The organism is Geodermatophilus sp. SYSU D01036 (assembly GCF_054050435.1).
Genome location: NZ_JBJGZJ010000010.1, coordinates 138,174 through 162,434 on the forward strand (window position 1 = coordinate 138,174; position 24,261 = coordinate 162,434).

At 75.3% G+C, this 24,261-nt stretch carries 22 protein-coding genes; 5 read left to right on the forward strand and 17 right to left on the reverse strand.

Annotation, left to right across the window (positions count from 1 at the left end; all coding sequences use genetic code 11):
- The first annotated feature begins 182 nt into the window (after positions 1–182).
- From ACI8AR_RS12660 to ACI8AR_RS12670, 3 genes are read left to right on the forward strand one after another with little or no spacing between them, the layout of a single operon-like run.
- Positions 183–3,011, forward strand: a complete 2,829-nt coding sequence (locus ACI8AR_RS12660) for an aconitate hydratase (protein ID WP_457051343.1) — start codon at positions 183–185, stop codon at positions 3,009–3,011.
- 18 nt (positions 3,012–3,029) lie between these two features.
- The gene (locus ACI8AR_RS12665) at positions 3,030–3,785 is read left to right on the forward strand and encodes an SDR family oxidoreductase (protein WP_457051344.1); all 756 of its coding nucleotides are present in this window, start codon (positions 3,030–3,032) and stop codon (positions 3,783–3,785) included.
- On the forward strand, positions 3,785–4,528 hold the full coding sequence (locus tag ACI8AR_RS12670; RefSeq protein WP_457051345.1) for a sirohydrochlorin chelatase: 744 nt from the start codon (positions 3,785–3,787) through the stop codon (positions 4,526–4,528). Before ACI8AR_RS12665 ends, ACI8AR_RS12670 begins: the two co-directional genes overlap by 1 nt.
- A gap of 6 nt (positions 4,529–4,534) precedes the next feature.
- Here the strand turns inward: ACI8AR_RS12670 and ACI8AR_RS12675 are convergent, their stop codons facing one another.
- The 7 genes from ACI8AR_RS12675 to ACI8AR_RS12705 all read right to left on the reverse strand — a co-directional run bounded on the left by ACI8AR_RS12675 (position 4,535) and on the right by ACI8AR_RS12705 (position 10,918).
- Positions 4,535–4,813: a hypothetical protein gene (locus ACI8AR_RS12675; RefSeq protein WP_457051346.1), complete on the reverse strand. Its 279-nt coding sequence runs from the start codon at positions 4,811–4,813 to the stop codon at positions 4,535–4,537.
- A 29-nt stretch (positions 4,814–4,842) separates the two neighbouring features.
- Positions 4,843–5,670 (reverse strand): sulfurtransferase, encoded by an 828-nt coding sequence (locus tag ACI8AR_RS12680; RefSeq protein WP_457051347.1) that lies wholly within the window; start codon positions 5,668–5,670, stop codon positions 4,843–4,845.
- Positions 5,667–6,134 carry an SgcJ/EcaC family oxidoreductase gene (locus ACI8AR_RS12685; protein WP_457051348.1) on the reverse strand — a complete coding sequence of 156 codons (468 nt, stop codon included), beginning with the start codon at positions 6,132–6,134 and terminating at the stop codon, positions 5,667–5,669. Before ACI8AR_RS12685 ends, ACI8AR_RS12680 begins: the two co-directional genes overlap by 4 nt.
- Positions 6,135–6,177: 43 nt before the next feature.
- Positions 6,178–8,070 (reverse strand): ABC transporter ATP-binding protein, encoded by a 1,893-nt coding sequence (locus tag ACI8AR_RS12690; RefSeq protein WP_457051349.1) that lies wholly within the window; start codon positions 8,068–8,070, stop codon positions 6,178–6,180.
- Between the two features lie 76 nt (positions 8,071–8,146).
- Positions 8,147–8,929 carry an enoyl-CoA hydratase/isomerase family protein gene (locus tag ACI8AR_RS12695; RefSeq protein WP_457051350.1) on the reverse strand — a complete coding sequence of 261 codons (783 nt, stop codon included), beginning with the start codon at positions 8,927–8,929 and terminating at the stop codon, positions 8,147–8,149.
- Complete coding sequence (locus ACI8AR_RS12700; RefSeq protein ID WP_387992902.1) at positions 8,926–9,153, reverse strand: helix-turn-helix domain-containing protein; 228 nt, start codon at positions 9,151–9,153, stop codon at positions 8,926–8,928. The genes ACI8AR_RS12695 and ACI8AR_RS12700 overlap by 4 nt, the downstream gene beginning before the upstream one ends.
- A gap of 163 nt (positions 9,154–9,316) precedes the next feature.
- Positions 9,317–10,918, reverse strand: coding sequence for an ABC-F family ATP-binding cassette domain-containing protein (locus ACI8AR_RS12705; RefSeq protein ID WP_457051351.1), 1,602 nt, complete (start codon positions 10,916–10,918; stop codon positions 9,317–9,319).
- A 130-nt stretch (positions 10,919–11,048) separates the two neighbouring features.
- Here ACI8AR_RS12705 and ACI8AR_RS12710 point away from each other — a divergent pair, with 130 nt between their 5' ends.
- Positions 11,049–13,220 (forward strand): SCO7613 C-terminal domain-containing membrane protein, encoded by a 2,172-nt coding sequence (locus tag ACI8AR_RS12710; protein WP_457051352.1) that lies wholly within the window; start codon positions 11,049–11,051, stop codon positions 13,218–13,220.
- Between the two features lie 46 nt (positions 13,221–13,266).
- The gene (locus ACI8AR_RS12715) at positions 13,267–15,099 is read left to right on the forward strand and encodes an SCO7613 C-terminal domain-containing membrane protein (protein ID WP_457051353.1); all 1,833 of its coding nucleotides are present in this window, start codon (positions 13,267–13,269) and stop codon (positions 15,097–15,099) included.
- A 3-nt stretch (positions 15,100–15,102) separates the two neighbouring features.
- On the opposite strand, the gene ACI8AR_RS12720 is transcribed toward ACI8AR_RS12715, so the two are convergent.
- The 10 genes from ACI8AR_RS12720 to ACI8AR_RS12765 form a co-directional block, all read right to left on the reverse strand.
- Positions 15,103–15,783, reverse strand: coding sequence for an N-acetyltransferase family protein (locus tag ACI8AR_RS12720; RefSeq protein ID WP_457051354.1), 681 nt, complete (start codon positions 15,781–15,783; stop codon positions 15,103–15,105).
- 35 nt (positions 15,784–15,818) lie between these two features.
- A complete protein-coding gene (locus tag ACI8AR_RS12725) occupies positions 15,819–16,199 on the reverse strand; it encodes a metal-sulfur cluster assembly factor (RefSeq protein ID WP_457051355.1) in 381 nt (126 codons plus the stop codon).
- A complete protein-coding gene (sufU, locus tag ACI8AR_RS12730; protein ID WP_456929768.1) occupies positions 16,196–16,663 on the reverse strand; it encodes a Fe-S cluster assembly sulfur transfer protein SufU in 468 nt (155 codons plus the stop codon). Before sufU ends, ACI8AR_RS12725 begins: the two co-directional genes overlap by 4 nt.
- A complete protein-coding gene (locus ACI8AR_RS12735) occupies positions 16,663–17,988 on the reverse strand; it encodes a cysteine desulfurase (protein ID WP_457051356.1) in 1,326 nt (441 codons plus the stop codon). Before ACI8AR_RS12735 ends, sufU begins: the two co-directional genes overlap by 1 nt.
- Complete coding sequence (gene sufC, locus ACI8AR_RS12740) at positions 17,985–18,758, reverse strand: Fe-S cluster assembly ATPase SufC (protein WP_457051357.1); 774 nt, start codon at positions 18,756–18,758, stop codon at positions 17,985–17,987. Before sufC ends, ACI8AR_RS12735 begins: the two co-directional genes overlap by 4 nt.
- Positions 18,759–18,773: 15 nt before the next feature.
- Positions 18,774–19,127, reverse strand: a complete 354-nt coding sequence (locus ACI8AR_RS12745; RefSeq protein WP_387992930.1) for a non-heme iron oxygenase ferredoxin subunit — start codon at positions 19,125–19,127, stop codon at positions 18,774–18,776.
- A gap of 3 nt (positions 19,128–19,130) precedes the next feature.
- Positions 19,131–20,450 (reverse strand): Fe-S cluster assembly protein SufD, encoded by a 1,320-nt coding sequence (gene sufD, locus ACI8AR_RS12750; RefSeq protein ID WP_457051358.1) that lies wholly within the window; start codon positions 20,448–20,450, stop codon positions 19,131–19,133.
- The gene (gene sufB / locus ACI8AR_RS12755) at positions 20,450–21,892 is read right to left on the reverse strand and encodes a Fe-S cluster assembly protein SufB (protein ID WP_456929773.1); all 1,443 of its coding nucleotides are present in this window, start codon (positions 21,890–21,892) and stop codon (positions 20,450–20,452) included. Before sufB ends, sufD begins: the two co-directional genes overlap by 1 nt.
- The gene (locus tag ACI8AR_RS12760) at positions 21,889–22,707 is read right to left on the reverse strand and encodes a helix-turn-helix transcriptional regulator (RefSeq protein WP_457051359.1); all 819 of its coding nucleotides are present in this window, start codon (positions 22,705–22,707) and stop codon (positions 21,889–21,891) included. Before ACI8AR_RS12760 ends, sufB begins: the two co-directional genes overlap by 4 nt.
- Before the next feature lie 106 nt (positions 22,708–22,813).
- Positions 22,814–24,261, reverse strand: a 1,448-nt coding sequence (locus tag ACI8AR_RS12765) for an AAA family ATPase (protein WP_457051360.1), incomplete at its 5' end; no start/stop codon positions are given.

The following is a 24,261-nucleotide window of genomic DNA, read 5'->3' on the forward strand; positions in this document are numbered from 1 at the left end:
CCCTCCCACCGTGAGCCGGGACGCGGCACGATCAGGCCGCCTGATCATCTGGGCACACCGCCGGTGAGAGCGACGTCACCGGGTGAGGGAAGGGTCGCCTCACCGGTGCGTCTCCGCAGGCGGCTGGGATGATGGGGGGTGGCATTCAAGCCCGATGGACTCTCGAGGGTGAGGCGCAAGCAGTGGCAGCCAGCAAGGACAGCTTCGGGGCCCGGGCGACGCTCAGCGTCGACGGCACCGACTACGACATCTACCGGCTCGACGCGGTCGAGGGCGCGGACCGGCTCCCCTTCAGCCTGAAGGTCCTGCTCGAGAACCTGCTGCGCACCGAGGACGGCGCGGACATCACCGCCGACCACATCCGGGCGCTGGCGAACTGGGACCCGTCGGCCGAGCCCGACCAGGAGATCCAGTTCACCCCGGCGCGGGTGGTCATGCAGGACTTCACCGGCGTCCCCTGCATCGTCGACCTCGCCACCATGCGCGAGGCCATGGCGGAGCTCGGCGGCGACCCGAACAAGATCAACCCGCTGGCACCGGCCGAGCTGGTCATCGACCACTCGGTCATCGCCGACGTCTTCGGCACGCCGGACTCGTTCGAGCGCAACGTCGAGATCGAGTACCAGCGCAACGGCGAGCGCTACCAGTTCCTGCGCTGGGGCCAGGGCGCCTTCGACGACTTCAAGGTCGTCCCCCCGGGCATGGGCATCGTCCACCAGGTCAACATCGAGCACCTGGCCCGCGTGGTGTTCCCGCGGCAGGAGGGCGACCGCGTCGTCGCCTACCCCGACACCTGCGTGGGCACCGACTCGCACACCACGATGGTCAACGGCCTGGGTGTGCTGGGCTGGGGCGTCGGCGGCATCGAGGCCGAGGCCGCGATGCTCGGCCAGCCGGTGTCGATGCTCATCCCGCGCGTGGTCGGCTTCAAGCTGACCGGCGAGCTGCCCGAGGGCTCCACCGCCACCGACCTCGTCCTCACGATCACCGAGATGCTGCGCCAGCACGGCGTCGTCGGGAAGTTCGTCGAGTTCTACGGCGAGGGCGTCTCCGCGGTGCCGCTGGCCAACCGCGCCACGATCGGCAACATGAGCCCGGAGTTCGGCTCGACCGCGGCGATGTTCCCCATCGACGAGGAGACCATCACCTACCTGAAGCTCACCGGCCGCCCCGCCGCGCAGGTGGCGCTGGTCGAGGCGTACGCCAAGGAGCAGGGCCTCTGGCACGACCCGTCGCGCGAGCCGGCCTTCTCCGAGTACCTCGAGCTGGACCTGTCCACGGTCGTCCCCTCGATCGCCGGCCCGAAGCGCCCGCAGGACCGGGTCGCGCTCACCGACGCCAAGGCCTCCTTCCGCGAGGCGCTGCCCACCTACGCGCCGGTCGACGAGATGCAGAAGGACGACGACGACGCCCCCCGCGACGTCGCCTCCAACGTCGACGAGTCGGTCGAGGAGACCTTCCCGGCGTCGGACCCGGCCAGCCCGTTCGCGCACGACAACGGCGACGCCGGCAAGCCGCACCACGTCGGCCCCGGCCCGGTGGCCGACCGCGCCTCCAAGCCCACCCGCGTGGTGCTCGAGGACGGCACGGAGACCTTCGTCGACCACGGCCACGTCGTGATCGCCGCGATCACCTCCTGCACCAACACCTCCAACCCGCAGGTGATGCTCGGGGCGGCGCTGCTGGCGAAGAAGGCCGTCGAGGCCGGCCTGCAGACCAAGCCCTGGGTCAAGACGACGCTGGCGCCCGGCTCGAAGGTCGTCACCGACTACTACGAGAAGTCCGGCCTCACCCCATACCTGGAGAAGCTCGGCTTCTACCTGGTCGGCTACGGCTGCACCACCTGCATCGGCAACTCCGGCCCGCTGCCGGAGCCGGTGTCGGCCGCGGTCAACGAGGCCGACCTCGCCGTCGTCTCGGTGCTGTCGGGCAACCGCAACTTCGAGGGCCGGATCAACCCCGACGTCAAGATGAACTACCTGGCCAGCCCGCCGCTGGTCATCGCCTACGCGCTGGCCGGGTCGATGGACGTCGACATCACCACCGAGCCGCTGGGCAAGGGCAAGGACGGGCAGGACGTGTACCTGCGCGACATCTGGCCCTCGCCGCAGGAGGTCCAGCGCGTCATCGACGAGTCGGTCTCCGCCGAGCAGTTCGGCCGCAGCTACGAGGACGTCTTCGCCGGCACCGAGCAGTGGCGGAACCTGCCCACGCCCACCGGTGACACGTTCTCGTGGGACGCCGAGAGCACCTACGTCCGCAAGCCCCCGTACTTCGAGGGCATGCAGGACCAGCCCGCCCCGGTGCAGGACATCACCGGCGCGCGCACGCTGGCGGTGCTCGGCGACTCGGTGACCACCGACCACATCTCGCCCGCGGGGTCGATCAAGGCCGACAGCCCGGCCGGGAAGTACCTGCGCGAGCACGGCGTGGAGCGGCGCGACTTCAACTCCTACGGCTCCCGCCGCGGGAACCACGAGGTCATGATCCGCGGCACCTTCGCCAACATCCGGCTGCGCAACCAGCTGGTGCCCGGCACCGAGGGCGGCGTCACCAAGAACCACCTGACCGGCGAGACGACGAGCATCTACGAGGCGTCGCAGGCCTACCAGCAGGCCGGCGTCCCGCTGGTCGTGCTGGCCGGCAAGGAGTACGGCTCGGGGTCGTCGCGCGACTGGGCGGCCAAGGGGACGGCGCTGCTCGGCGTCAAGGCGGTCATCGCCGAGAGCTACGAGCGGATCCACCGCTCCAACCTCATCGGCATGGGCGTGCTGCCGCTGCAGTTCCCCGAGGGCGAGAACCGCGAGTCCCTCGGCCTGACCGGCGACGAGGAGTTCACCATCACCGGGATCACCGCCCTCAACGACGGCGAGACCCCGCGCACGGTGAGGGTGAAGGCCGGGGACGTGGAGTTCGACGCCCGCGTCCGCATCGACACCCCCGGCGAGGCGAACTACTACCGCAACGGCGGGATCATGCAGTACGTCCTCCGCTCGCTGCGCACCGCCTGACCGGAGGCTGATCCCCCGATGGACCTGGGCCTGGGCGGTCGCGGGTACCTGCTCACCGGCGCGAGCCGGGGGCTGGGCCTGGCGACCGCCCGGGCCCTCGTCGCCGACGGGGCCCGCGTCCTGGTCAGCTCCCGCTCCGCCGAGTCGGTCTCCGCGGCCGTGGCGGAGCTGGGCGACGGCGCGTCCGGGGTGGCCGCCGACCTGGCCGACCCCGGCGCCGCCGACCTGCTCGTCGACCGCGCGCTCGAGGTGCTCGGCCGGGTCGACGGCGTGCTGGTCTCCGTCGGCGGACCGGCGCCGGGCACGGTCCTCCGGACGGCGGAGGACGACTGGCGGGCCGCCGTCGACAGCGTGCTGCTCGGCCCGCTGCGGCTGGTCCGGGCGCTGGAGCCACACCTGTCCGCGGGGACGGCGATCGGCTTCGTGCTGTCGACGTCGGTGCGCCAGCCGATCGGGCACCTGGCCATCTCCAACGCGCTGCGCCCGGGCCTGGCCATGACCGCGAAGGCGCTGGCCGACGAGCTCGGCCCGCGCGGGATCCGGGTGGTCGGGCTGATGCCCGGCACCATCGCCACCGACCGGATCACCGACATCGAGGCCGCCTCCGGGGACCCGGCGGCGATGCGGGCGCGCACCGAGGCCGGCATCCCGCTGCGCCGCGTGGGCGAGCCCGACGAGTTCGGCCGGGTGGCGGCCTTCCTGCTCTCCCCCGCCGCCAGTTACGTCACGGGCACGATGGTGGCGGTCGACGGCGGCGTCCTCCGCACTCCGTGATGAAGGACCCCCTCGCCCCCCACCACTCGCACGCTCGCGGCGGGCCCCTGCGAGGGGGCCACGTCCTGGTCGCCTGCGCCCACGGCACCCGCAACCCCACCGGGCGGCGGCTGGTCGCCGAGCTGGCCCTGGCCGCGCGCCGGCTGCGCCCGGGCCTGGTCACGACGGCGGCCTTCGTCGACGTGCAGCCGCCCACGGTGGTCGACGTCGTCGCGGGGCTCGCCGCATCCGGGCGGCCGGCCGTCGTCGTGCCCCTCCTGCTGTCCGGCGGCTACCACGTGCACGTCGACATCGCGGGCGCCGTGGCCGCGCACGAGTCCGCCGTCGCCGCCCGCCCGCTGGGCCCCGACCCGCGGCTGGCCGGCGTCCTCTCCGACCGGCTGACCGAGGCCGGTGCGGACCCGCGCGACCCGCTCACCGCCGTGGTCCTGGCCGCCGCGGGCTCGAGCGACCCACGGTCGGTGGCCGACGTCGAGGACACCGCCGACCTGCTGCAGCGCTCCTGGGCCGGCCCGGTGACCACCGGCTACGGCTCGGCGGCGCAGCCCCCGGTCGTCGACGCGGTCGCCGCCGCGCGCAAGGCGGGCGCCGAGCGGGTCGTCGTCGCCTCCTACCTGCTCGCGCCCGGCCACTTCCACGGGAAGCTGGCCGAGGCCGGCGCCGACGTCGTCACCGCTCCCCTGCTGCCCGACGAGCGCATCGCCGCCGTCCTGCTCGACCGCTACGACGCCGCCGTCGGCTGAGCGCGCTCAGGCGGTCCAGCCGAGCCACCGCTCGCCGGCCACCAGGACGGCGACGAAGAGCACCGCGGCCGCCAGCGGGACCACCGGCGTCCACCAGGAACCGCGGATAGCCAGCCGCACGAGCAGCACCGCCGCGGCGAGCCAGGCCAGCCACAGCGGGACGAGCACCGGACCGGGGACCACCAGCCCGCCGGCCAGGTAGAACCAGCCGACGGCCAGGTGGGCCAGCCCGGCCACGCCGGCGAGCAGGAGCGGTCCGGTCGGACGGGCGGTGTCGGTCGGCACGGCGCGAGCATGACAGCGACGCGGCGTCCTTAACCGGGATCGGAGCCGGTGACCGCCGGGCGGGACGGGTCGGCCGACCACTGCGACCACGAGCCCGGCCACAGCGCCGCCTCGATGCCCGCCTCGGCCAGCGCGGCCACCTCGTGGGCGGCGGTCACGCCCGAGCCGCAGTAGACGCCGACCGCCGTCCCCGGCCGCACGCCGAGCGCGGCGAACCGGTCGGCCAGGTCGGTGCGGAACCGGCCGTCCGCCCGCAGGTTCTCGCCCGTCGGCGCGCTCACCGCGCCCGGCACGTGCCCTGCCCGCGGGTCCACCGGCTCGCGCTCGCCGCGGTAGCGCTCGCCGGCCCGGGCGTCGAGCAGCACCCCGCCGCGTACGGGCAGCGCCGCGGCCTCGTCGGCGGTGAGCGTCGGCATGCCGCCGCCGGTCAGCACCACGTCGCCGGGCGCCGGGACGACGTCGCCGGTCTCCAGCGCCCCGCCCGCGGCGACCCACGCGTCCAGGCCGCCGTCGAGCAGCCGGACGCCGGTCAGGCCGCCCCAGCGCAGCAGCCACCACGCCCGCGCGGCGGCCTGCCCGCCGGTGGCGTCGTAGGCCACGACGGACGCCCCGCGGCCGATCCCCCACCGCCGGGCCGCGGCCTGCAGGGCCGCCGGCGACGGCAGCGGGTGCCGGCCCCCGGCGGCCGACGGCGGCGCGGACAGCTCGGTCTCCAGGTCGACGAACACCGCGCCCGGCAGGTGGCCGGCCAGGTACCGCTCGCGGCCGTGCGGGTCGCCCAGCGCCCACCGGACGTCGAGCAGCACCGGCCGGGACGGCGCCGCGAGCAGCTCCGCGGCGCCGACGAGGACCGTCACCGGGCGGTGGCGAGCAGCCCGCGCAGCTCCTGGGTCAGCGCGTCCCGGGCGTCGCGGCGGCCCAGCCACGCGGCCGGCGTCGCCTGGAACAGCGTGGTCTTCCACCGCCCGCCGCCCTCGTCGACGGCGACGAGGGTGTGGATGCTGTGCAGCCCCGGGTCCACGTCGTCCTCCCCCGGCGGGATCATCCCGGCGTGCGCGTGCAGCACGGCCACGCCGTCGGTCACGGCGCGCACGGAGCGGACCACGGCCACGTAGGTCGCCGTCGGATGGCTGCCGAACACCCGCCGCAGGTCCGAGGCGATGGACAGCCGGCCGCTCACCGACGTCCCGTCGTAGCCGACCATGTCGCCGTCGTCGGCGAAGACGGCGGCCACCGCCGCGCCGCTGCGCCGGTTCCAGCCGTCGACGAAGTCGGCGTAGAGGGCGCGGATCTGGGCGTCGTACGGGTGCGCGGACGTCACGGAGCTCCTCCTGGTGCAGATGGGGCAGGAGGAACGCTAGTTGCTACGCCGCGCCGACCGTCCGACGCTCGCCGTCGGCGAACTGGGTCCGGTAGAGGTCGGCGTAGCGGCCCCCGAGCGCCAGCAACTCCTCGTGAGTGCCCGACTCCACGATGCGACCGTCGTCGACCACGAGGATCTGGTCGGCGCTGCGGATGGTGGACAGCCGGTGCGCGATCACCAGCGCCGTCCGGCCGGTCAGCGCGGTGTCCAGCGCGTGCTGCACCGCCACCTCGGACTCGCTGTCCAGGTGCGCGGTCGCCTCGTCGAGGATGACGATCCCCGGCGCCTTGAGCAGCACCCGCGCGATCGCCAGCCGCTGCTTCTCCCCGCCCGAGAGCCGGTAGCCGCGGTCGCCGACGACGGTGTCCAGGCCGTCGGGCAGCGCCGCCACCAGCGCGGCGATCCGCGCGCCGGTCAGCGCCGCCCACAGCTGCTCCTCGGTGGCGTCGGGGCGGGCGTAGAGCAGGTTGGCGCGGATCGTGTCGTGGAACAGGTGCGCGTCCTGGCTGACGACGCCGATCGCGTCGCGCAGCGAGGCCAGCGTCGCCTCGCGGACGTCGAGCCCGCCGACCCGCACCGCGCCGCCGGTGACGTCGTACAGCCGCGGAACGAGGTTGACGATCGTCGACTTGCCGGCGCCCGAGTGCCCGACCAGCGCCACCATCTGCCCGGGCTCGACCCGGAACGACACGTCGTGCAGCACCGCCGTCGGGCCGCCGTGCTCGGGCAGGGACACGTCCTCGAGCGAGGCCAGGGACACGTCGGTGGCGGCCGGGTAGCTGAAGGAGACGGCGTCGAACTCGATCGACCGGTCACCGGCCGGCACCGGGACGGCGCCGGGCGCCTCGGCGATCATCGGCGCGAGGTCGAGCACCTCGAAGACCCGGTCGAAGCTGACCATCGCGCTCATGACGTCGACGCGGACGTTGGACAGCGCGGTCAGCGGCCCGTACAGCCGCGACAGCAGCAGCGCCAGCGCGACGACGTCGCCCGGCGACAGCGACCCGTCGAAGGCCAGCCAGCCGCCCAGGCCGTAGACCAGCGCGGTGGCCAGCGCCGCCACCAGCGTCAGCGCGGTGAAGAAGGTGCGGCCGTACATGGCCGACAGGACGCCGATGTCGCGCACCCGCGCCGCCCGGCCGCGGAAGCTCTCGGCCTCGGTGTCGGGCCGGCCGAAGAGCTTGACCAGCAGCGCCCCGGCGACGTTGAACCGCTCGGTCATCGTCGCGTTCATCGACGCGTTGAGCCCGTAGGACTCCCGGGTGATCTCCTGCAGCCGCTTGCCGATGCGCCGCGCGGGCAGCACGAACAGCGGCACCATCACCAGCGAGAGCAGGGTGATCTGCCAGGACAGCGTGAACATGACGCCGGCGGTGAGCACCAGGCCGATCACGTTGGAGACGACGCCGGACAGGGTCGAGGTGAACGCCTGCTGGGCGCCGACGACGTCGTTGTTGAGCCGGCTGACCAGCGCACCGGTCTGGGTGCGGGTGAAGAACGCGACCGGCATCCGCTGCACGTGCTCGAACACCCGGCTGCGCAGGTCGTAGATGACGCCCTCGCCGATGCGGGCGGAGTACCAGCGGGTGGCCACCGAGATCGCGGCGTCGACCACCGCCAGGCCCGCGATGAACAGCGCGATGCGGACGATGCCGCCGGCGGTGCCGTCGAGGCGGGCGATCCGGTTGACGATGTCGCCGGCCAGCAACGGGGTGAGCACGCCGATGACCGAGGAGCCGACCACCAGCAGCAGGAAGAAGGTGAGCTCGCGCCGGTAGGGCCGGGCGACGCCGAGGATGCGGCGCACCGTGCCCTTCGGCAGCGGCCGCGAGGTGACCGACGGGTCCCGGCGGAACGAGCGCATCGCCGCCATGGAGGTCATGGGACTGCTCACGACACGACCTCCTCACGACCGGACGGGGACCGGCCGCAGGCACAACAGCGGCCGGTCCCCTCCTGTTCCGGATCCCTCAGCGGCGGGCGAGCCCCGCCAGCTCGGCCAGCCGCCGGGACTGCGCGGCCCGCTCGGCCGCGTCCTGCGCCTCCGGGGGGTTGCGCACGGCCGAGCGCACCAGCGCCGCGGTCTCCCGGACCGCCCCGGCCGGCGGCGCGGTGAGCGCGGCGACCAGCGTCGCGACCGCCCCGTCCAGCTCCGCGGCCGGGACGACGGCGTTCGCGATCCCCCACGCCAGCGCCTCCGCCGCCGGCACCGGCCGGCCGGTCACGCAGACCTCCATCGCCCGCGCGTAGCCCACCAGCTCCGCCAGCGTGCTGGTGCCGGTGAGGTCGGGGACGAGGCCGAGCGTCGCCTCGGGGAGCCGCAGCGACGCGTCGTCGGTCATCACCCGCAGGTCGCAGGCGAGCGCCAGCTGGGCGCCGGCGCCGATCGCGTGGCCCTGCACCGCGGCCACCGAGACGATCCCCGGCGAGCGCAGCCACCGGAAGCCGGCCTGGTAGCCGCGGATCCGTTCCTGGGCGAGCTCGGCCGGCATCGTGCCCAGCTCGCCGAGCCCGCCGGGGGTCGACGGGTCGGCACCGAACAGGCTGCGGTCCAGGCCCGCGGAGAAGGAGCGGCCGCTGCCTCGCACGACGACCACGCGGACGTCGTCGTCGAGCGAGGCACCCACGGACGCCAGCGCCGCCCAGGTGGCCGGCGTCTGGGCGTTGAGCTGGTCGGGCCGGTCGAGCGTGACGGTCAGGACGGCGCCGTCCCGGCTGGTGCGGACCCAGCCGTCGGCGTCGGCCGCCGTCACGCGGTCTTCTTGCTGTTCCGGTTCGCCCCGCCACGGCTGCGCAGCGTGGCACCGGACTCCGACAGGAGCCGGTGCACGAACCCGTAGGACCGGTTGGTCGAGGTCGCCAGGGAGCGGATGCTCTCCCCGCCGTCGTACCGCTTCTTCAGCTCGTCGGCGAGGGTGGTGCGGTCCCCACCGGTGATGCGCTTGCCCTTGCCGAGGTCCGTGCTCGAGTCGGCCATGACTCCCCTCCGTCGCAGCCGCCGAGGCCGGCGAGGGGGCCGGCCCGGTCGGGTGCTGGCTCGCGTGGTGCCGCCGTCCCCGTGACGCCGGCCTCCCGCACCGATGATCACCCAGCCCGCGCGGCTCGGCCACGCGAATGACAACTTCCCGGCGAGGGCCGCCTCAGGCGAGCTCGACGAGGTCGGCGAGGTCCTCGCTCCAGGCGTCCTCGGTGCCGTCGGGCAGGAGGATGACCTTGTCCGGGTCGAGCGCGCGGACAGCGCCCTCGTCGTGCGTGACCAGCACGATCGCGCCGGTGTAGGTGCGCAGCGCGTCGAGCACCTGCTCGCGGCTGGCGGGGTCGAGGTTGTTGGTCGGCTCGTCGAGCAGCAGCACGTTGGCGCCGGACACGACGAGCGTGGCCATCGCCAGCCGGGTCTTCTCCCCGCCGGACAGCGTGCCGGCGCGCTGGTCGGCGGCGTCGCCGGAGAAGAGGAAGGCGCCGAGGATGCGCCGCAGCTCGGTGTCGGTGCTCTGCGGCGCGGCCGCGCGCATGTTCTCCAGCAGCGAGCGGTCGTGGTCGAGCGTCTCGTGCTCCTGCGCGTAGTAGCCGATCCGGAGCCCGTGGCCGGGCTGCACCTGGCCGGTGTCGGGGGCCTCGGTGCCGGCCAGCATCCGCAGCAGCGTCGTCTTGCCCGCCCCGTTGAGCCCGAGGACGACGACCCGCGCGCCCCGGTCGACGGCGAGGTCGACGTCGGTGAACACCTCGAGCGAGCCGTAGCTCTTGGACAGTCCCTCCGCGGTGAGCGGGGTCCGCCCGCACGGCGCCGGCGTGGGGAACCGGAGCTTGGCCACCCGGTCCTGGACGCGGACCTCCTCCAGCCCGGCGGCCAGCCGCGCGGCGCGCTTGTCCATGCTCTGCGCGGCCCGGGCCTTGGTGGCCTTGGCGCGCATCTTGTCCGCCTGCGCCGTCAGCGCATCGATCTTGCGCTCGGTGTTGGCCCGCTCCTGCTTGCGGCGCCGCTCGTCGGTCTCCCGCTGGGCCAGGTAGGGCTTCCAGCCGAGGTTGTAGACGTCGACCGTGGCCCGGTTGGCGTCGAGGTGCCACACCTTGTTGACGACGGCGTCGAGCAGCTCGACGTCGTGGCTGATGACGATCAGCCCGCCCCTGTGCGCGGCGAGGAAGGTCTTGAGCCAGGCGATCGAGTCGGCGTCGAGGTGGTTGGTGGGCTCGTCGAGCAGCAGGGTCTCGGCGTCGGAGAACAGGATGCGGGCGAGCTCCACGCGCCGCCGCTGACCGCCGGACAGGGTGCGCAGCGGCTGGCCCATGACCCGGTCGGGCAGGCCGAGGGCGGTGCAGATGCGCGCGGCGTCGCTCTCGGCGGCGTACCCGCCCAGAGCCGCGAACTGGTCCTCGAGCCGCCCGTACCGGCGCACGGCGCGGTCGCGCTCGGCGTCGTCGGCGGGCTCGGCCATGGCGACCTGCGCCTTGACCAGCTGGGCCTTGAGGACGTCGAGGCCGCGGCCGGACAGCACGCGGTCGCTGGCGGTGATGTCGAGGTCGCCGCTGCGCGGGTCCTGCGGGAGGTAGCCGATCTCGCCGGTCACCTCGACCTTGCCCGCGTGCGGCAGGCGCTCACCGGCGAGCGTGGTGAGCGTGGTGGTCTTGCCGGCGCCGTTGCGCCCGACCAGACCGATGCGGTCGCCCGGCTGCACGCGCAGGCTGACGTCGCCGAGGAGGATGCGGGCGCCGGCGCGCAGTTCGAGGCCGGTCGTCGTGATCACTGATCCCAGGGTAGGCCCTGTCGTCCCGGAACCGGAGCGGATTGCCGGGTGACGTCCACAGCACGACCGTCCGTCCACACTCCGGGGGAGATCGCTACCGCCGGCGCCCGCGGCGGGTCACCATCCGCTCGTGACCGATCCCTCCTGGTCCGGCCCCTCCTGGGGTCTGCCCTGTCCCGTCTGCGGCACGCCGGCGGCGCCCGCCCCGGCGCCCTGCGGGACCTGCGGCCTGCCCGCCGTCGCGCAGGCGGCCACCGTGGTGGCCCGGCTCGGCGCGACCATCGACGAGTTCGCCCGCGAGCGGGACGCCCTGGTGGCCACCCTGCGCGCCGGGGCCCCGGGCCCGGCCCCCGTCCCGGCTCCGCCTCCCGCTCCGGCTCCGGCTCCGGCTCCCGCCCCGGCTCCGGCTCCCGCGTGGGCGCCTCCGCCGCTGACGCCGCCCGCCCCGGTGACGCCGCCCGCCCCGGTGGCGCCGCCCATCCCGCCACCGCTCCTGCAGCCGCCGTCCCCGCGGCGGCGGCTGAGCCCGCAGCAGGTGCTGCTGGGCCTGGGGGCGCTGCTCGTGGTCGCCGCGGCCATCGCGTTCGTGGCGGTGGCCTGGACCCGGCTGGGCGTCACCTTCCAGGCCGCGGTCATGGCCACGGTCACCGCCGCCGCCTGCGCGACCTCGGCGTGGAGCGCCCGCCGCGGCTTGCGGGCCACCGAGGAGGCCCTGGCCGGCGCCGGGGCCGCGCTGCTCGCCGTCGACCTCGCCGCCGCGCACGCGCTCGGCCTGTGGGGCGCCGACGCCGTGCCGCCCCGGCTGTGGGGCGGACTGTCCTGCGTGGTCGTGGCGGGAGGGGCCCTGGCCCTCGGCCGCGGCACGCGCAGCACGGTCACCTGGCCGCTGGTCGCCCTGCTCGCCGCCCAGCCGGCCGGCTGGCTGCTGCTGCCCCTCGGGCCGGCCGAGGGCGCCGCCGGGGTCGCGGTCCTGCTCGCCACCACGCTGGTCGACGTCCTGGCGCTGCTGGTGCTGCGCCCGGCGCTGCAGCAGGCCGCGCTCGGCCTGGGCGCCCTGACCGGGGGCGCCGGCGTGCTGCTCGGCGTGCCGCTGGCCTGGGACGGCGGTACGGTCGACGGCTGGGTCGCCACCGCCGTCCTGGTGGTGGCCGCGGCCGTCGCCGGCGCCCTGCTGCGGGAGCCGCGGCTGGCGCCGTTCCTGCCGGAGCCGCGCGCCGCCGCGGCCGGCGCGGCGGGGGTCGCGGCCCTGGCCCTGGCCGGGTCGCTGAGCGGGCTCGGGGTGGCCGGGACCGTCGCGGCGGGCGGGCTGGGCCTGGTGCTGCTCGCCGCGGCCGCGCCGCCGTCGGTGGCCGGGCCGGTGCCGGCGGCGCTGCTCGCGGGTGGTGGCGTGCTCACCGCGGCCGGCACCGGCGTCCTCGCCGACGGCGAGCACTCCGCGCCGCTGGCCCTGCTGGTCCTGGCCGCCGCCGTCCCGGCCGGTCTCGCCGCGGTGCTGCGCCCCGGGGTCCGCGCCGCGGCGACCGCGGCCGCGCTGGCCGCCCCGGGCGGTGCCGTCCTGATCGGCGCCGGTGCCGGGCTGCTGTCCCCCGCGGTCGCCGGCCTGCTGCTCGCCCTCGTCGCCGCCGCCGCGTTCGCCGTCGCCACGGCCCGCGCCGCGCGCCCCGAGGAGGCCGCCGCCGCGGGCACCGGCGCGGTCCTCGCCGTGGCCGCCGGGATCACCGCCGGCAGCGCCGGGGCGTGGGGGCAGGTCGCGATCGACCTGGCCGTGGTCGGGGCGGCGGCCGGCTGCTACGCCGTCGTCGCCCGGCGCCGCCTCGCCGCCGTCCTCGCGGTGGCCGACCTGGTGCTCGCGGTGTGGATCGCCGCGGCGGGCGCGGAGATCCGCACGCCGGAGGTCTACACGTTGCCGGCCGCGGCGGGCCTGCTGCTGCTCGCGGTCCCGGCCCTGCGCACCGGGGCCGCGTCCTGGGCCGCCGAGGGCGCCGCGGTGGCCGTGGCGGTGCTGCCGTCGGCGGTGGTCGCCGTGGCCGACCCGGCGCCGCTGCGGCTGGTCGGGGTGGTCGCCGCGGCGGCCGGGCTGACGGTCGGCGGGGCGCTCACCCACCGGCAGGCGCCGTTCGTCGTCGGGGCCGGCGCCCTGCTGGTGGTGGCGCTCGGCCGGCTGGCGCCCTACGCGCCGCTGGTGCCGCGCTGGGTCACGCTGGCCACCGCGGGCCTGCTGCTGCTGGTCGTCGGGGCCACCTACGAGCGGCGCCGGCAGCAGGCGCGGGAGGCGGTGGCCTGGGTCGCGCAGATGCGCTGACCGCCCCTAGCGTGGGCCCGACGGCCGGGCGCGAGGGGGGACGGCGATGACGGGCGCGCCGCTGCCGCCACTGCCCTACGCGGGCCCGCCGGGGGCCGCCGCCGTCGACCCCGGCCCACCTCTCGCCTCGCTGCCGGCCCGGCTGCGGCCACCGCAGGTGATCCTCGGCGTCGGCGTGGTCCTGCTGGTGGCCGCGGCGCTGGCGGGGCGACCACTGGTCGGCGGGATCGCCCGGATCGGCGTCCTGCTGCTGGCGGTGGTCGCCGCGTGCGCCGCGGCGGTGGCCGCCCGCGCCCGGCTGCGCAGCACCGAGGAGGCCTGCGCGGCGGCCGCGGCCGCGCTCGCGCTGACCGGCGCCGCCGACGGGGTCCGCGCCACCGACGGCGGGCCGCTGCCGGCGCTGGGCCTGGCGGTGGTGCTGCTCAGCCTGCGGGTGCTGCTCCCCCGGCCACTGGGCTGGCCGCTCGGCGCGTGGCTGGCGCTGCAGGTGGCGGCCCTGCGGTCGCTGGGGCTCGAGCCCGCGGGGGTGCCGCGCACCGCGCTGCTGCTCGGCGTCGCGCTGGCCGGGCTCGCGGTCACGCTGATGGCGCGGCGCCCGCTGGCCCGCGTCGCCCTGGTCACCTCCGCGCCGTGGTTGACCGCCGGGGTGGGCGGCGGGCTGGTCACCGCCGCCACCGGCGCCGGCGCCGCCCGCTGGGTCGCGGCCGGCCTGACCGTCGCCGCGGCGGCCGGGCTGCTGGTCGTGCGGCTGGAGCGCGCGGTCGAGCCGCTGCTCGGGCCGCCGCGGTTGGTGCCCGGGGTCGCGGGCCTGGTCGCCGGCGGGGCGGTGGGCGCAGCGCTGTCCACCGACGGGCCGGTCCCGCTCCCGCTCGCGGGCTGGCTCGGCGTGCTCCTCGTCAGCGTCGCCGCGGCCACGCTGACCGGCTGGCGCCGGGGCCTGCTGCTGCCCGCCGCGACCGCCGCGGGGCTCGTCCTGGTCGTACTCGCGGTGGCCCAGCTGGTCGCGGCCGCGCGCTGGCCGGCGCTGGTGGCGCTGCTGGTGCTGACCGCGCTGCCCGCGGCCGGTGTCGCGGCGGCCCGGCGGGACGAGCGGGCCCAGGCGCTGCCCGCGGCCGTCGGCTGCCTCGCCGCGGCGGCGCTGCTCGCGGTGCCGGCGGGGCTGCTCTCCCCCGGCGCGGCCGCCGCGGCGCTCACCGGGCTGTTCGCCGTGACGCTGGCCGCCCGGCCCGGGCTGGCCGCCGACGCCCGCGGGCCCACCGGCACGGTCGGCGCCGTCTGCGCGGGCGCAGCGCTCGCCGTGCTCGCCGTCGCCGCCGCGTGGGGGCTGCTGGCGCTGCACCTGGCCGTGCAGGGGGTGCTCACCTGCGTGGCCGCCGCAGCGCTCCCCCGTGACAGCGGGTCGGAGGCGGCCTGGCGCACCGGCGCGGTGCAGCTGGGCGCGGCGGGGTGGACGCTGGCCGCGCTGGGCGGCACCGCCGTCGTCGAGGCGTGGAGCCTCCCGGCCGCTGCGGCGCTGCTGGTGGCGGCGGGGCCGCGCCTGGTCGACGGCCCGTCCTGGCCGGCGTGGGGCCCCGGCCTGGTGGCCGCGGCGGCGCCGTCGACGGCGGCCGCGGTGGTGCAGCCCGACGCGCTGCGCCCGCTGCTGGTCCTCCTCGCCGCCGCCGCGGTCATGGCGCTCGGTGCGCGCACCGCGGTGCGGGCGCCGCTGGTCGTCGGCGCCGCGACGGCGGTCGCGCTCGGTGCCGGACTCGCGGTCGAGGCGCTGCCGCTGCCGCTGGCCGGGGTCCTCGTCGCCGGCGCGGGCCTGCTGGCCCTCGGCGCCCGCCGCGAGCTGCGCCCGGTCGCGGGCTTCGGCGCGCGGCTGTCGGAGATGCGCTGAGGCTCAGGAGCCGAACAGCGACTCGGCGCCCACCGCCCGGTAGCCCGCGGCCAGGAACGCCCGCAGCGAGGCGGTGTTCGCCGGCGCGACCTGCGCCCACAGCGGCGCGCCGGGCACCAGCGACGGCGCGGCCGCGACCAGCGCGGTCCCCAGCCCGCGCCCGCGCGCGGCCGGGTCGACCTCGACGCTGACCTCCCAGCGGCCGGCGACGCCGCGGCCGAGCACCAGCACGCCGGCGCCGTCGGGCGTCGCCCAGACCCGCACGTCGGTGCGGTGCCGCAGCGCCCGCGTCACCCGCGGGTGGTCCACCTCGGCCGGCACGAGCTCGACGCCCGGTGCGGCGGCCGGCGGCGGGGCCACCAGGACGGCGTCGACCACCCCGGGCTCGGCGCCGACGCGGTCGGCCAGCGCGGCGAGGAAGCGGGCGCCCAGCGGCAGGGCCAGCGGGTCCGGCGCCACGCAGCGGGCGACCCACTCCGGGTCGACGTCGGCGGCGACGACGTGCCAGGCGGTCCCCCCGACGACGACTGCCCGCGCCCCGGGGGGCGCGGGCAGTGTCAGGACGCTCGCGTCGGCCGCCGGGTCGTCCCCGGCGGCCAGTCGGTCGAAGAGCCCGGCGAGCGGATGGCCGCCCCGCAGGGTCTCGTCGAGCTCGTCCGGCGCGGCTGCGGGGTCCCGCGGCACGCGGAGCGTGGCGTGGGGGGTAGCCGGGTCCTTCGTCAGACCCGGAAGCCGAGGGCGCGCAGCTGCTCGCGCCCGTCGTCGGTGATCTTGTCCGGGCCCCACGGCGGCATCCAGACCCAGTTGATCCGGACGTCGTCGACCAGGCCGGGGCCGGGGCCGCCGGTCAGCGCCTGGCGGGCCTGGTCCTCGATGACGTCGGTCAGCGGGCAGGCCGCGGAGGTCAGCGTCATGTCCAGGACGGCGACCTGCGTGCTGCCCTCGTCCGCGACGTCGATGCCGTAGACCAGGCCCAGGTCGACGACGTTGACCCCCAGCTCGGGGTCGACGACGTCGCGCATGGCCTCCTCGACGTCCTCGAGCAGCGCCGACTTGTAGGCCGGCAGCTCGGGGGTCTCGTTCTCGGTGGTCTCGCTCATGCCTGTCCTCCAGTGGGCGTGGCGGCCAGCGCGCGGGCGGAGGCGTCCTTGAGGGCCATCCAGCTCATCAGCGCGCACTTGATGCGGGCGGGGTACTTCGACACCCCGGCGAAGGCGACGGCGTCCTCGAGCTCGTCCTCGAGCCGCTCGGCCACGGCCGCGTCGCCCTTGGACTGCATGAGCGTCATGAAGTGCTCGCCGGTGGCCAGCGCGTCGGTGACCGGGCGGCCGACGACGAGGTCGTACATCGCCGAGACCGACGCCTGGCTGATCGAGCAGCCCATGCCCTCGTAGGACACGTCGGCGATCGTCTCGCCGTCCAGGTGCACCCGCAGGGTCACCTCGTCCCCGCAGGTCGGGTTGACGTGGTGCACCTCGGCGTCGAACGGGTCGCGCAGTCCGCGGCCGTGGGGGTTGCGGTAGTGGTCCAGGATGATCTCCTGGTACATCGACTCGAGCTGCATCAGGCGGTTGCCTCCTCCGGCGTCACACCGAAGAAACGCTGCGCGGCCCGCACGCCTTCCACGAGCGCGTCGACGTCGTCGTACCCGGTGTGCACGTAGAAGGTGGCCCGGGTGGTCGCCGGGACGCCGTAGCGGCGGACCACCGGCCACGCGCAGTGGTGCCCCACCCGGACGGCGACACCGAGGTCGTCGAGGACCTGGCCGACGTCGTGCGGGTGGATGCCCTCGACGGTGAAGGAGACCGCGCCGCCGCGGGCGACGGTGTCCGGCGGACCGATCACGGTGACACCGGGGACCGCCTGCAGCTGCTCGAGCGCGTAGGCGGTCAGCGCCTCCTCGTGGGCCTGCACGTTCGCCATGCCCAGCGCCTGCAGGTAGTCGACGGCGGCGCCGAGGCCGATGGCCTGCGCGGTCATCGGGACGCCGGCCTCGAACCGCTGCGGCGGCGGCATGAAGGTACTGCCCTCCATCCGCACGACCTCGATCATCGAGCCGCCGGTGAGGAACGGCGGCAGCGCGTCGAGGACGTCGTAGCGGCCCCACAGCACGCCGATGCCGGTGGGCCCGAGCATCTTGTGGCCGGAGAACACCAGGAAGTCCGCGCCGAGCGCCGCGACGTCGACCGGCTGGTGCGGCACCGACTGCGCGCCGTCGACCAGCACCAGCGCGCCGACCTCCCGCGCCCGCGCCGTGATCGGCCCGAGCGGGTTGATCGTGCCCAGGATGTTCGACTGCTGGGTGACCGCGACGAGCTTCGTCCGCTCGTTCACCACGGTGTCCAGGTCGGACAGGTCCAGCCGGCCGTCGTCGGTGAGCCCGAGCCAGCGCAGGGTCGCGCCGGTGCGCTCGCACAGCTGCTGCCAGGGCACCAGGTTGGCGTGGTGCTCCATCTCGGTCACGACGATCTCGTCGCCCTGGCCGACGGCGTACCGGCGGTGCGCCGGGTCCTTGGCGGTGACCGCGTTGGACAGCGAGTACGCCACGAGGTTGATCGCCTCGGTGGAGTTGCGGGTGAAGACGACCTCCTCCGCGGAGGCGCCGATGAAGGCCGCGATCCGCGCCCGCGCCGACTCGTACGCGCCGGTGGCCTCCTCGGCCAGCTGGTGCGCGCCGCGGTGCGGGGCGGCGTTGATCCGCTCGTAGAAGTCGCGCTCGGCGTCGAGGACGCTGCGCGGCTTCTGCGAGGTGGCGCCGGAGTCGAGGTAGACCAGCCGCTTCCCGTCGCGCACGGTGCGCGACAGGATCGGGAAGTCCGCCCGGATCGCCTCGACGTCCAGGGGCAGCGGGGCACGCGTCCCCGTGGGACGCGAGGCGGTCGAGGTCATGCCTTCGCGGTCTCCTTCGAGCCCTTGACGTAGGCGGCGTAGCCCTCCGCCTCGAGCTTGTCGGCCAGCTCCTGGCCGCCCTCGTCGACGACGCGGCCGGCGACGAACACGTGCACGAAGTCCGGCTTGATGTAGCGCAGGATCCGCGTGTAGTGGGTGATCAGCAGGACGCCGACCTCCCCCTCCTCGCGGGTGCGGTTGACGCCCTCGGAGACGACGCGCAGCGCGTCGACGTCGAGGCCGGAGTCGGTCTCGTCGAGGATCGCCATCTTCGGCTTGAGCAGCCGCATCTGCAGGATCTCGTGGCGCTTCTTCTCACCGCCGGAGAAGCCCTCGTTGACGTTGCGCTCGGCGAACGCCGGGTCCATCTCCAGCGCCGACATCTCGTCGCGGACGTCCCTGACCCAGGTGCGCAGCTTCGGGGCCTCGCCCTTGACCGCGGTGGCGGCGGTGCGCAGGAAGTTCGACACCGAGACGCCGGGGACCTCGACCGGGTACTGCATGGCGAGGAACAGGCCGGCGCGGGCGCGCTCGTCGACGCTCATCGCGAGGACGTCCTCGCCGTCGAGGGTCACCGTGCCGCCGGTGATCGTGTACTTCGGGTGCCCGGCGATCGAGTACGCCAGGGTCGACTTGCCCGAGCCGTTGGGGCCCATGATCGCGTGCGTCTCGCCCGACCGGACGGTCAGGTCGACGCCGCGGAGGATCTCCTTGGTCTCGTCGCCCTCGCCGACCGTGACGTGCAGGTCGCGGATCTCCAGAACCGACACTTCTTCTCTCGCTCCTCAGTTGCCGGCCGCGAGCGGGAGGCGCCCGTCGGACTCGGTGTCGACGTAGACGTCATCCCCCTCCACGCGGACCGGGTAGACGTCGACCGGCTCGGTGGCCGGCAGGTTGGTGGGCTCGCCGGTGCGCAGGTCGAAGCACGACCCGTGCAGCCAGCACTCGATGGTGGGGGCGCCGTCGAACTCCTCGACGTCGCCCTCCGACAGCGGGACCTCGGCGTGCGAGCACACGTCCTGCACCGCGTAGACGTCGCCGTCGTACCGGACGACGGCGACGTCGACGTCGGCGAGCTCCACCCGCAGCGCCCCGTTCTCGGGGACGTCGGAGAGCCCGCAGACCCGCTCGAAGGCCATGGGTCAGGCCACCTCGACCGGCTGCTCGTCGAGGCCGGGGAGAGCGCCGAGGCGCGTCTCGATGGAGCGCATCAGGCGGTCCTGCAGCTCGTCGACCCCGATGTGCTGGACGACGTCGGCGAAGAAGCCGCGCACCACCAGGCGGCGGGCGGTCTCGGCGTCGATGCCGCGCGAGCACAGGTAGAACAGCTGCTCGTCGTCGAACCGGCCGGTGGCGCTGGCGTGGCCGGCGCCGACGATCTCGCCGGTCTCGATCTCCAGGTTGGGCACCGAGTCGGCGCGGGCGCCGTCGGTGAGCACCAGGTTGCGGTTGAGCTCGTAGGTGTCGGTGCCGGTGGCCTCCGGGCGGATGCGGACGTCGCCGATCCACACCGTGCGCGCGCCCTCGCCCTGCAGCGCGCCCTTGTAGAGCACGTTGCTGCTGCAGTTGGGCACCGCGTGGTCCACCCAGAGCCGGTGTTCCTGGTGCTGGGTCTCGTCGGAGAAGTAGACGCCGAAGAGCTCCGCCCGCCCGCCGGGGCCGGCGTACTGCACGTTGCTGACCAGCCGGACGAGGTCGCCGCCGAGGGTGACCACGACCTGCTTGAAGGAGGCGTCCCGGCCGACGACGGCGTCGTACTGCCCGCCGTGCACCGCGCCGGGCGCCCAGTCCTGCACCGAGACGAGGGTGACGTCGGCGCTGTCGCCGACGAGCACCGCGACGCCGCCGGCATACCGGGCCAGGCCCGTGTGGTCGAGCACGACGGTCGCCTTCGAGAAGGCGCCGACCTCGATCACCAGCTGACCCCAGACGACGTCGTCGCCGCCGGTGCCGGCCAGGCCGAGGGTCACCGGCCGGTCCAGCCGCGCCTCGGACGGCACGCGGACCACCGCGGCGCCGCCGCTGCGCTGCCGGGTGAGCGCCGCCAGCCGGTCGACCGGCTCGGGCAGGCCCTTGAGCAGCGGGTCGTCGGCGTCGACGCGGGTCAGCTCGACGCCCTCGGGCAGGTCGGTGTCCCACTCCAGGTGCGCGTCCGAGGGGACGCTGTCGAGCAGCGGGCGGATCCGGCGCATCGGGGTGAAGCGCCACGTCTCCTCGCGGCCGGTGACCGTGCCGAAGGCCTCGGGGTCGGTCGAGGTGAACCGCTCGGCCGGCGAGCCGGTCGGCGTCGTCCCGCCGTGCGAGTGGGCGCCGGGCGCGGCCTGGCCGGCGGTGCCGGTGCCCGCCGCCGGGACGGCGGGCGGGCCGGCCTGGGTGCCGACGCCGTCGCCGAACAGCTCGCCGGCGAGGGTCGCGGACTCCGTGGTGAGGCCGGTGGTGCTGGGGGTGTTCTGCTCCGGCATCAGCCGACGGCACCTTCCATCTGCAGCTCGATCAGGCGGTTCAGCTCGAGGGCGTACTCCATGGGCAGCTCGCGGGCGATCGGCTCGACGAACCCGCGGACCACCATCGCCATGGCCTCGTCCTCGGACAGGCCGCGGCTCATCAGGTAGAAGAGCTGGTCCTCGCTGACCCGAGAGACGGTCGCCTCGTGGCCCATGGCGACGTCGTCCTCGCGGACGTCGACGTAGGGGTAGGTGTCCGACCGGCTGATCGTGTCGACCAGCAGGGCGTCGCACTTGACCGTCGACTTCGAGCCGGACGCGCCCTCGTCGATCTGCACCAGGCCGCGGTAGGACGTGCGGCCACCGCCGCGGGCCACCGACTTCGACACGATGGTCGAGGAGGTGTTCGGGGCCGCGTGCACCATCTTGGCGCCGGCGTCCTGGTGCTGGCCCTCGCCCGCGAAGGCGATGGACAGGACCTCGCCCTTGGCGTGCTCGCCGGTCATCCAGACGGCCGGGTACTTCATGGTGACCTTGGAGCCGAGGTTGCCGTCGATCCACTCCATGGTCGCGCCCTCGTGGGCGATCGCCCGCTTGGTGACCAGGTTGTAGACGTTGTTCGACCAGTTCTGGATGGTCGTGTACCGGCAGCGCGCGTTCTTCTTGACGATGATCTCGACGACCGCGGAGTGCAGCGAGTCCGACTTGTAGATCGGCGCGGTGCAGCCCTCGACGTAGTGCACGTAGGCGCCCTCGTCGACGATGATCAGCGTCCGCTCGAACTGGCCCATGTTCTCGGTGTTGATCCGGAAGTAGGCCTGCAGCGGGATCTCGACGTGCACGCCCTTCGGCACGTAGATGAACGAGCCGCCCGACCACACCGCGGTGTTCAGCGCGGCGAACTTGTTGTCGCCGGACGGGATGACCGAGCCGAAGTACTCGCGGAACAGGTCCGGGTGCTCCTTGAGGGCGGTGTCGGTGTCGAGGAAGACGACGCCCTGCTCCTCGAGGTCCTCGCGGATCTTGTGGTAGACGACCTCGGACTCGTACTGGGCCGCGACGCCGGCGATCAGCCGCTGCTTCTCCGCCTCGGGGATGCCCAGCTTGTCGTAGGTGTTCTTGATGTCCTCGGGCAGCTCGTCCCACGAGGCCGCCTGGGCCTCGGTCGAGCGCACGAAGTACTTGATGTTCTGGAAGTCGATGCCGGAGAGGTCCGACCCCCAGTCGGGCATCGGCTTGCGCTCGAAGAGCTTGAGCGCCTTGAGGCGGCGCTCGAGCATCCACTCGGGCTCGCCCTTGCGCGCCGAGATGTCCCGGACGACGTCCTCGTCGAGGCCGCGGCGGGCGGAGGCCCCGGCGACGTCGGCGTCGGCCCAGCCGTACTGGTAGCGGCCGAGCTGCTCAATCTGCTCGTCCTGCGTCAGCGGCGTGCCGCTCACCGGCTGCTGGGTGCTGGTCATGCGGGCGTCCTCTCCCGGTCGCTCGTGGGGGTGCTGGTGGACGGTGCGGGGCCGGGTCGTGGTGGGACGACCCGCGCCGCTCGCTCACCGGGTACAGGGCGTGCGGGGGTGGTTCTGTTCCCCGCACCGGTGTGAGCCCGGGCGCGTGACGGCCCGGGGATGTGGGTGGTGCAGACGCCGTCGCCGTGGGCGATCGTGGCCAGCCGCTGGACGTGGGTGCCCACCAGCCGGCCGATGACCGCCGTCTCGACCTCGCACAGCTGCGGGAACTCCGCCGCCACGTGCGCGACCGGGCAGTGGTGCTGGCACAGCTGCCCGCCGCTGGAGATCGCCGAGGCCGTGGCAGCGTAGCCCTCGGCCGTCAGCGCCTCGGCCAGCGCCCGGGCCCGCTCGACCGGCGCACCGTCCGCGCGGGCGACGGCGTCGGAGGCCCGCTGCTCGAGGCCGGCCAGCTGCGCCTCGGCGACGGCGCGGACGGCGTCGGGACCCCCCGAGGCCGCGACGTACCGCAGCGCGGTGAGCGCCAGGTCGTCGTAGGCGTGGGCGAACCCGGACCGGCCGGCGTCGGTGAGGTGGAAGTGCCGGGCGGGCCGGCCCCTCCCCCGGTGCGCGCCGGCAGCGGCCCGCTCCTCGACCCGCCCCTGGGCGGCCAGGGCGTCGAGGTGGCGCCGGACGGCGGCGGGGCTGACGCCCAGCCGGCCGGCCAGCTCGCTGGCGGTCTGCGGACCGTGCTCGAGCAGCAGCGCGAGCACGCGGTCACGGGTGCGGACGTCGTCGGCCCGCACCGTCCCCGCCTGGGTCGCGCTGCTTTCCACAACACGATTGTGTCCTATTTCGGGAGGCCTGCAAGCAAGGCCCCCCTAAGTCACCCGGCCCCCGACCGCGCAGGTCAGGGGCCGGGTGGCGCAGGTCACGGCGGGCTCAGGCCCGGGCGGCCGCCGCCGGCTCGCGGTCCTCGACGCGCAGGTCGAGGGTGCCGTCCCGGACGTCGGCGACGACGTGCCGGCCGGCCCCGACGCGGCCGTCGAGCAGCAGCCGGGCCAGCGGGTTGTCGACCTCCCGCTGGATGGCCCGGCGCAGCGGGCGCGCCCCGAACGCCGGCTCGAAGCCCCGCTCGGCGATCCAGGCGACCGCCTCGTCGGTGAAGGTCACCTCGATGCCCTGCGCCGACAGCCGCCGGCGGGTCTCGTCGAGCAGCAGCCGGGTGATCTGCTGCAGCTGCTCGCTCTCCAGCTGCTGGAACACCACGATCTCGTCGATCCGGTTGAGGAACTCCGGCCGGAACGACTCGCGCAGCCGCCGCATGAGCCGGTCCCGCAGGCCGGCGTCGGCCGCGGCGCCGTCGCCGGTGCCGAAGCCGAGGGGGGTGTTGCGCCCCTGGATGAGCTCCGACCCGAGGTTGCTGGTCATGATCAGCACGGTGTTGGTGAAGTCGACCGTGCGGCCCTGGGAGTCGGTGAGCCGGCCGTCGTCCAGCACCTGCAGCAGCGTGTTGAACACGTCGGGGTGGGCCTTCTCGATCTCGTCGAGCAGCACCACCGAGTACGGCCGGCGGCGCACCGCCTCGGTCAGCTGACCGGCGTCCTCGTAGCCGACGTAGCCGGGCGGGGAGCCGACCAGCCGGCTGACCGTGTGCCGCTCCTGGAACTCGCTCATGTCCAGCCGGACCATCCGGTCGGAGTCGCCGAACATCGCCTCGGCCAGGGCCCGGGCCAGCTCGGTCTTGCCGACGCCGGTGGGCCCGAGGAACAGGAAGCTGCCGATCGGCCGGTCCGGGTCACCCAGGCCCACGCGGGACCGGCGGATGGCCTCGGCGACCACGCGGACGGCGTCGTCCTGCCCGACGACCCGCTCGTGCAGCCGCTCCTCGAGCTGCAGCAGCCGCGCCATCTCCTCCTGGGTGAGCTGGGCCACCGGGATGCCGGTGGCCCGGGAGACCACCTCGGCGACGTCCTCGACGCCGACCTCGGGCACCCCGGGCTGGCCGCCGCCGGTGCGGGCCTCCTCCAGGCGGCGCTGCGCCTCGGCGACCTGGTCGCGCAGCTGGGAGGCGCGCTCGTACTGCTCGGCGGCGACCGCCTGGTCCTTCTCCCGCTGCAGCCGCTCGACCTCCTGCTCCAGGCCGCGCAGGTCCGTCGGCGGGGTCTTCACCCGGCGGCGCACCCGGGCCCCGGCCTGGTCGATGAGGTCGATCGCCTTGTCGGGCAGGTGCCGGTCGGGAACGTAGCGGTCGGACAGCTCGACGGCGGCGCGGACGGCGTCGTCGGTGAAGCGCACCTGGTGGTGGGCCTCGTAGCGGTCGCGCAGGCCGCAGAGGATCTGCACGGTGTCCTCGACGCTGGGCTCGGTCACCAGGATCGGCTGGAACC

Bases quoted from the DNA above. Each gene is read 5' to 3' on its own strand.
- ACI8AR_RS12665 (WP_457051344.1), top strand. From the start codon at position 3,030: ATGGACCTGGGCCTGGGCGGTCGCGGGTACCTGCTCACCGGCGCGAGC.
- ACI8AR_RS12670 (WP_457051345.1), top strand. From the start codon at position 3,785: ATGAAGGACCCCCTCGCCCCCCACCACTCGCACGCTCGCGGCGGGCCC.
- ACI8AR_RS12700 (WP_387992902.1), bottom strand. From the start codon at position 9,153: ATGGCCGACTCGAGCACGGACCTCGGCAAGGGCAAGCGCATCACCGGT.
- ACI8AR_RS12715 (WP_457051353.1), top strand. From the start codon at position 13,267: ATGACGGGCGCGCCGCTGCCGCCACTGCCCTACGCGGGCCCGCCGGGG.
- ACI8AR_RS12725 (WP_457051355.1), bottom strand. From the start codon at position 16,199: ATGAGCGAGACCACCGAGAACGAGACCCCCGAGCTGCCGGCCTACAAG.
- sufU (WP_456929768.1), bottom strand. From the start codon at position 16,663: ATGCAGCTCGAGTCGATGTACCAGGAGATCATCCTGGACCACTACCGC.
- ACI8AR_RS12735 (WP_457051356.1), bottom strand. From the start codon at position 17,988: ATGACCTCGACCGCCTCGCGTCCCACGGGGACGCGTGCCCCGCTGCCC.
- ACI8AR_RS12745 (WP_387992930.1), bottom strand. From the start codon at position 19,127: ATGGCCTTCGAGCGGGTCTGCGGGCTCTCCGACGTCCCCGAGAACGGG.
- sufD (WP_457051358.1), bottom strand. From the start codon at position 20,450: ATGCCGGAGCAGAACACCCCCAGCACCACCGGCCTCACCACGGAGTCC.
- sufB (WP_456929773.1), bottom strand. From the start codon at position 21,892: ATGACCAGCACCCAGCAGCCGGTGAGCGGCACGCCGCTGACGCAGGAC.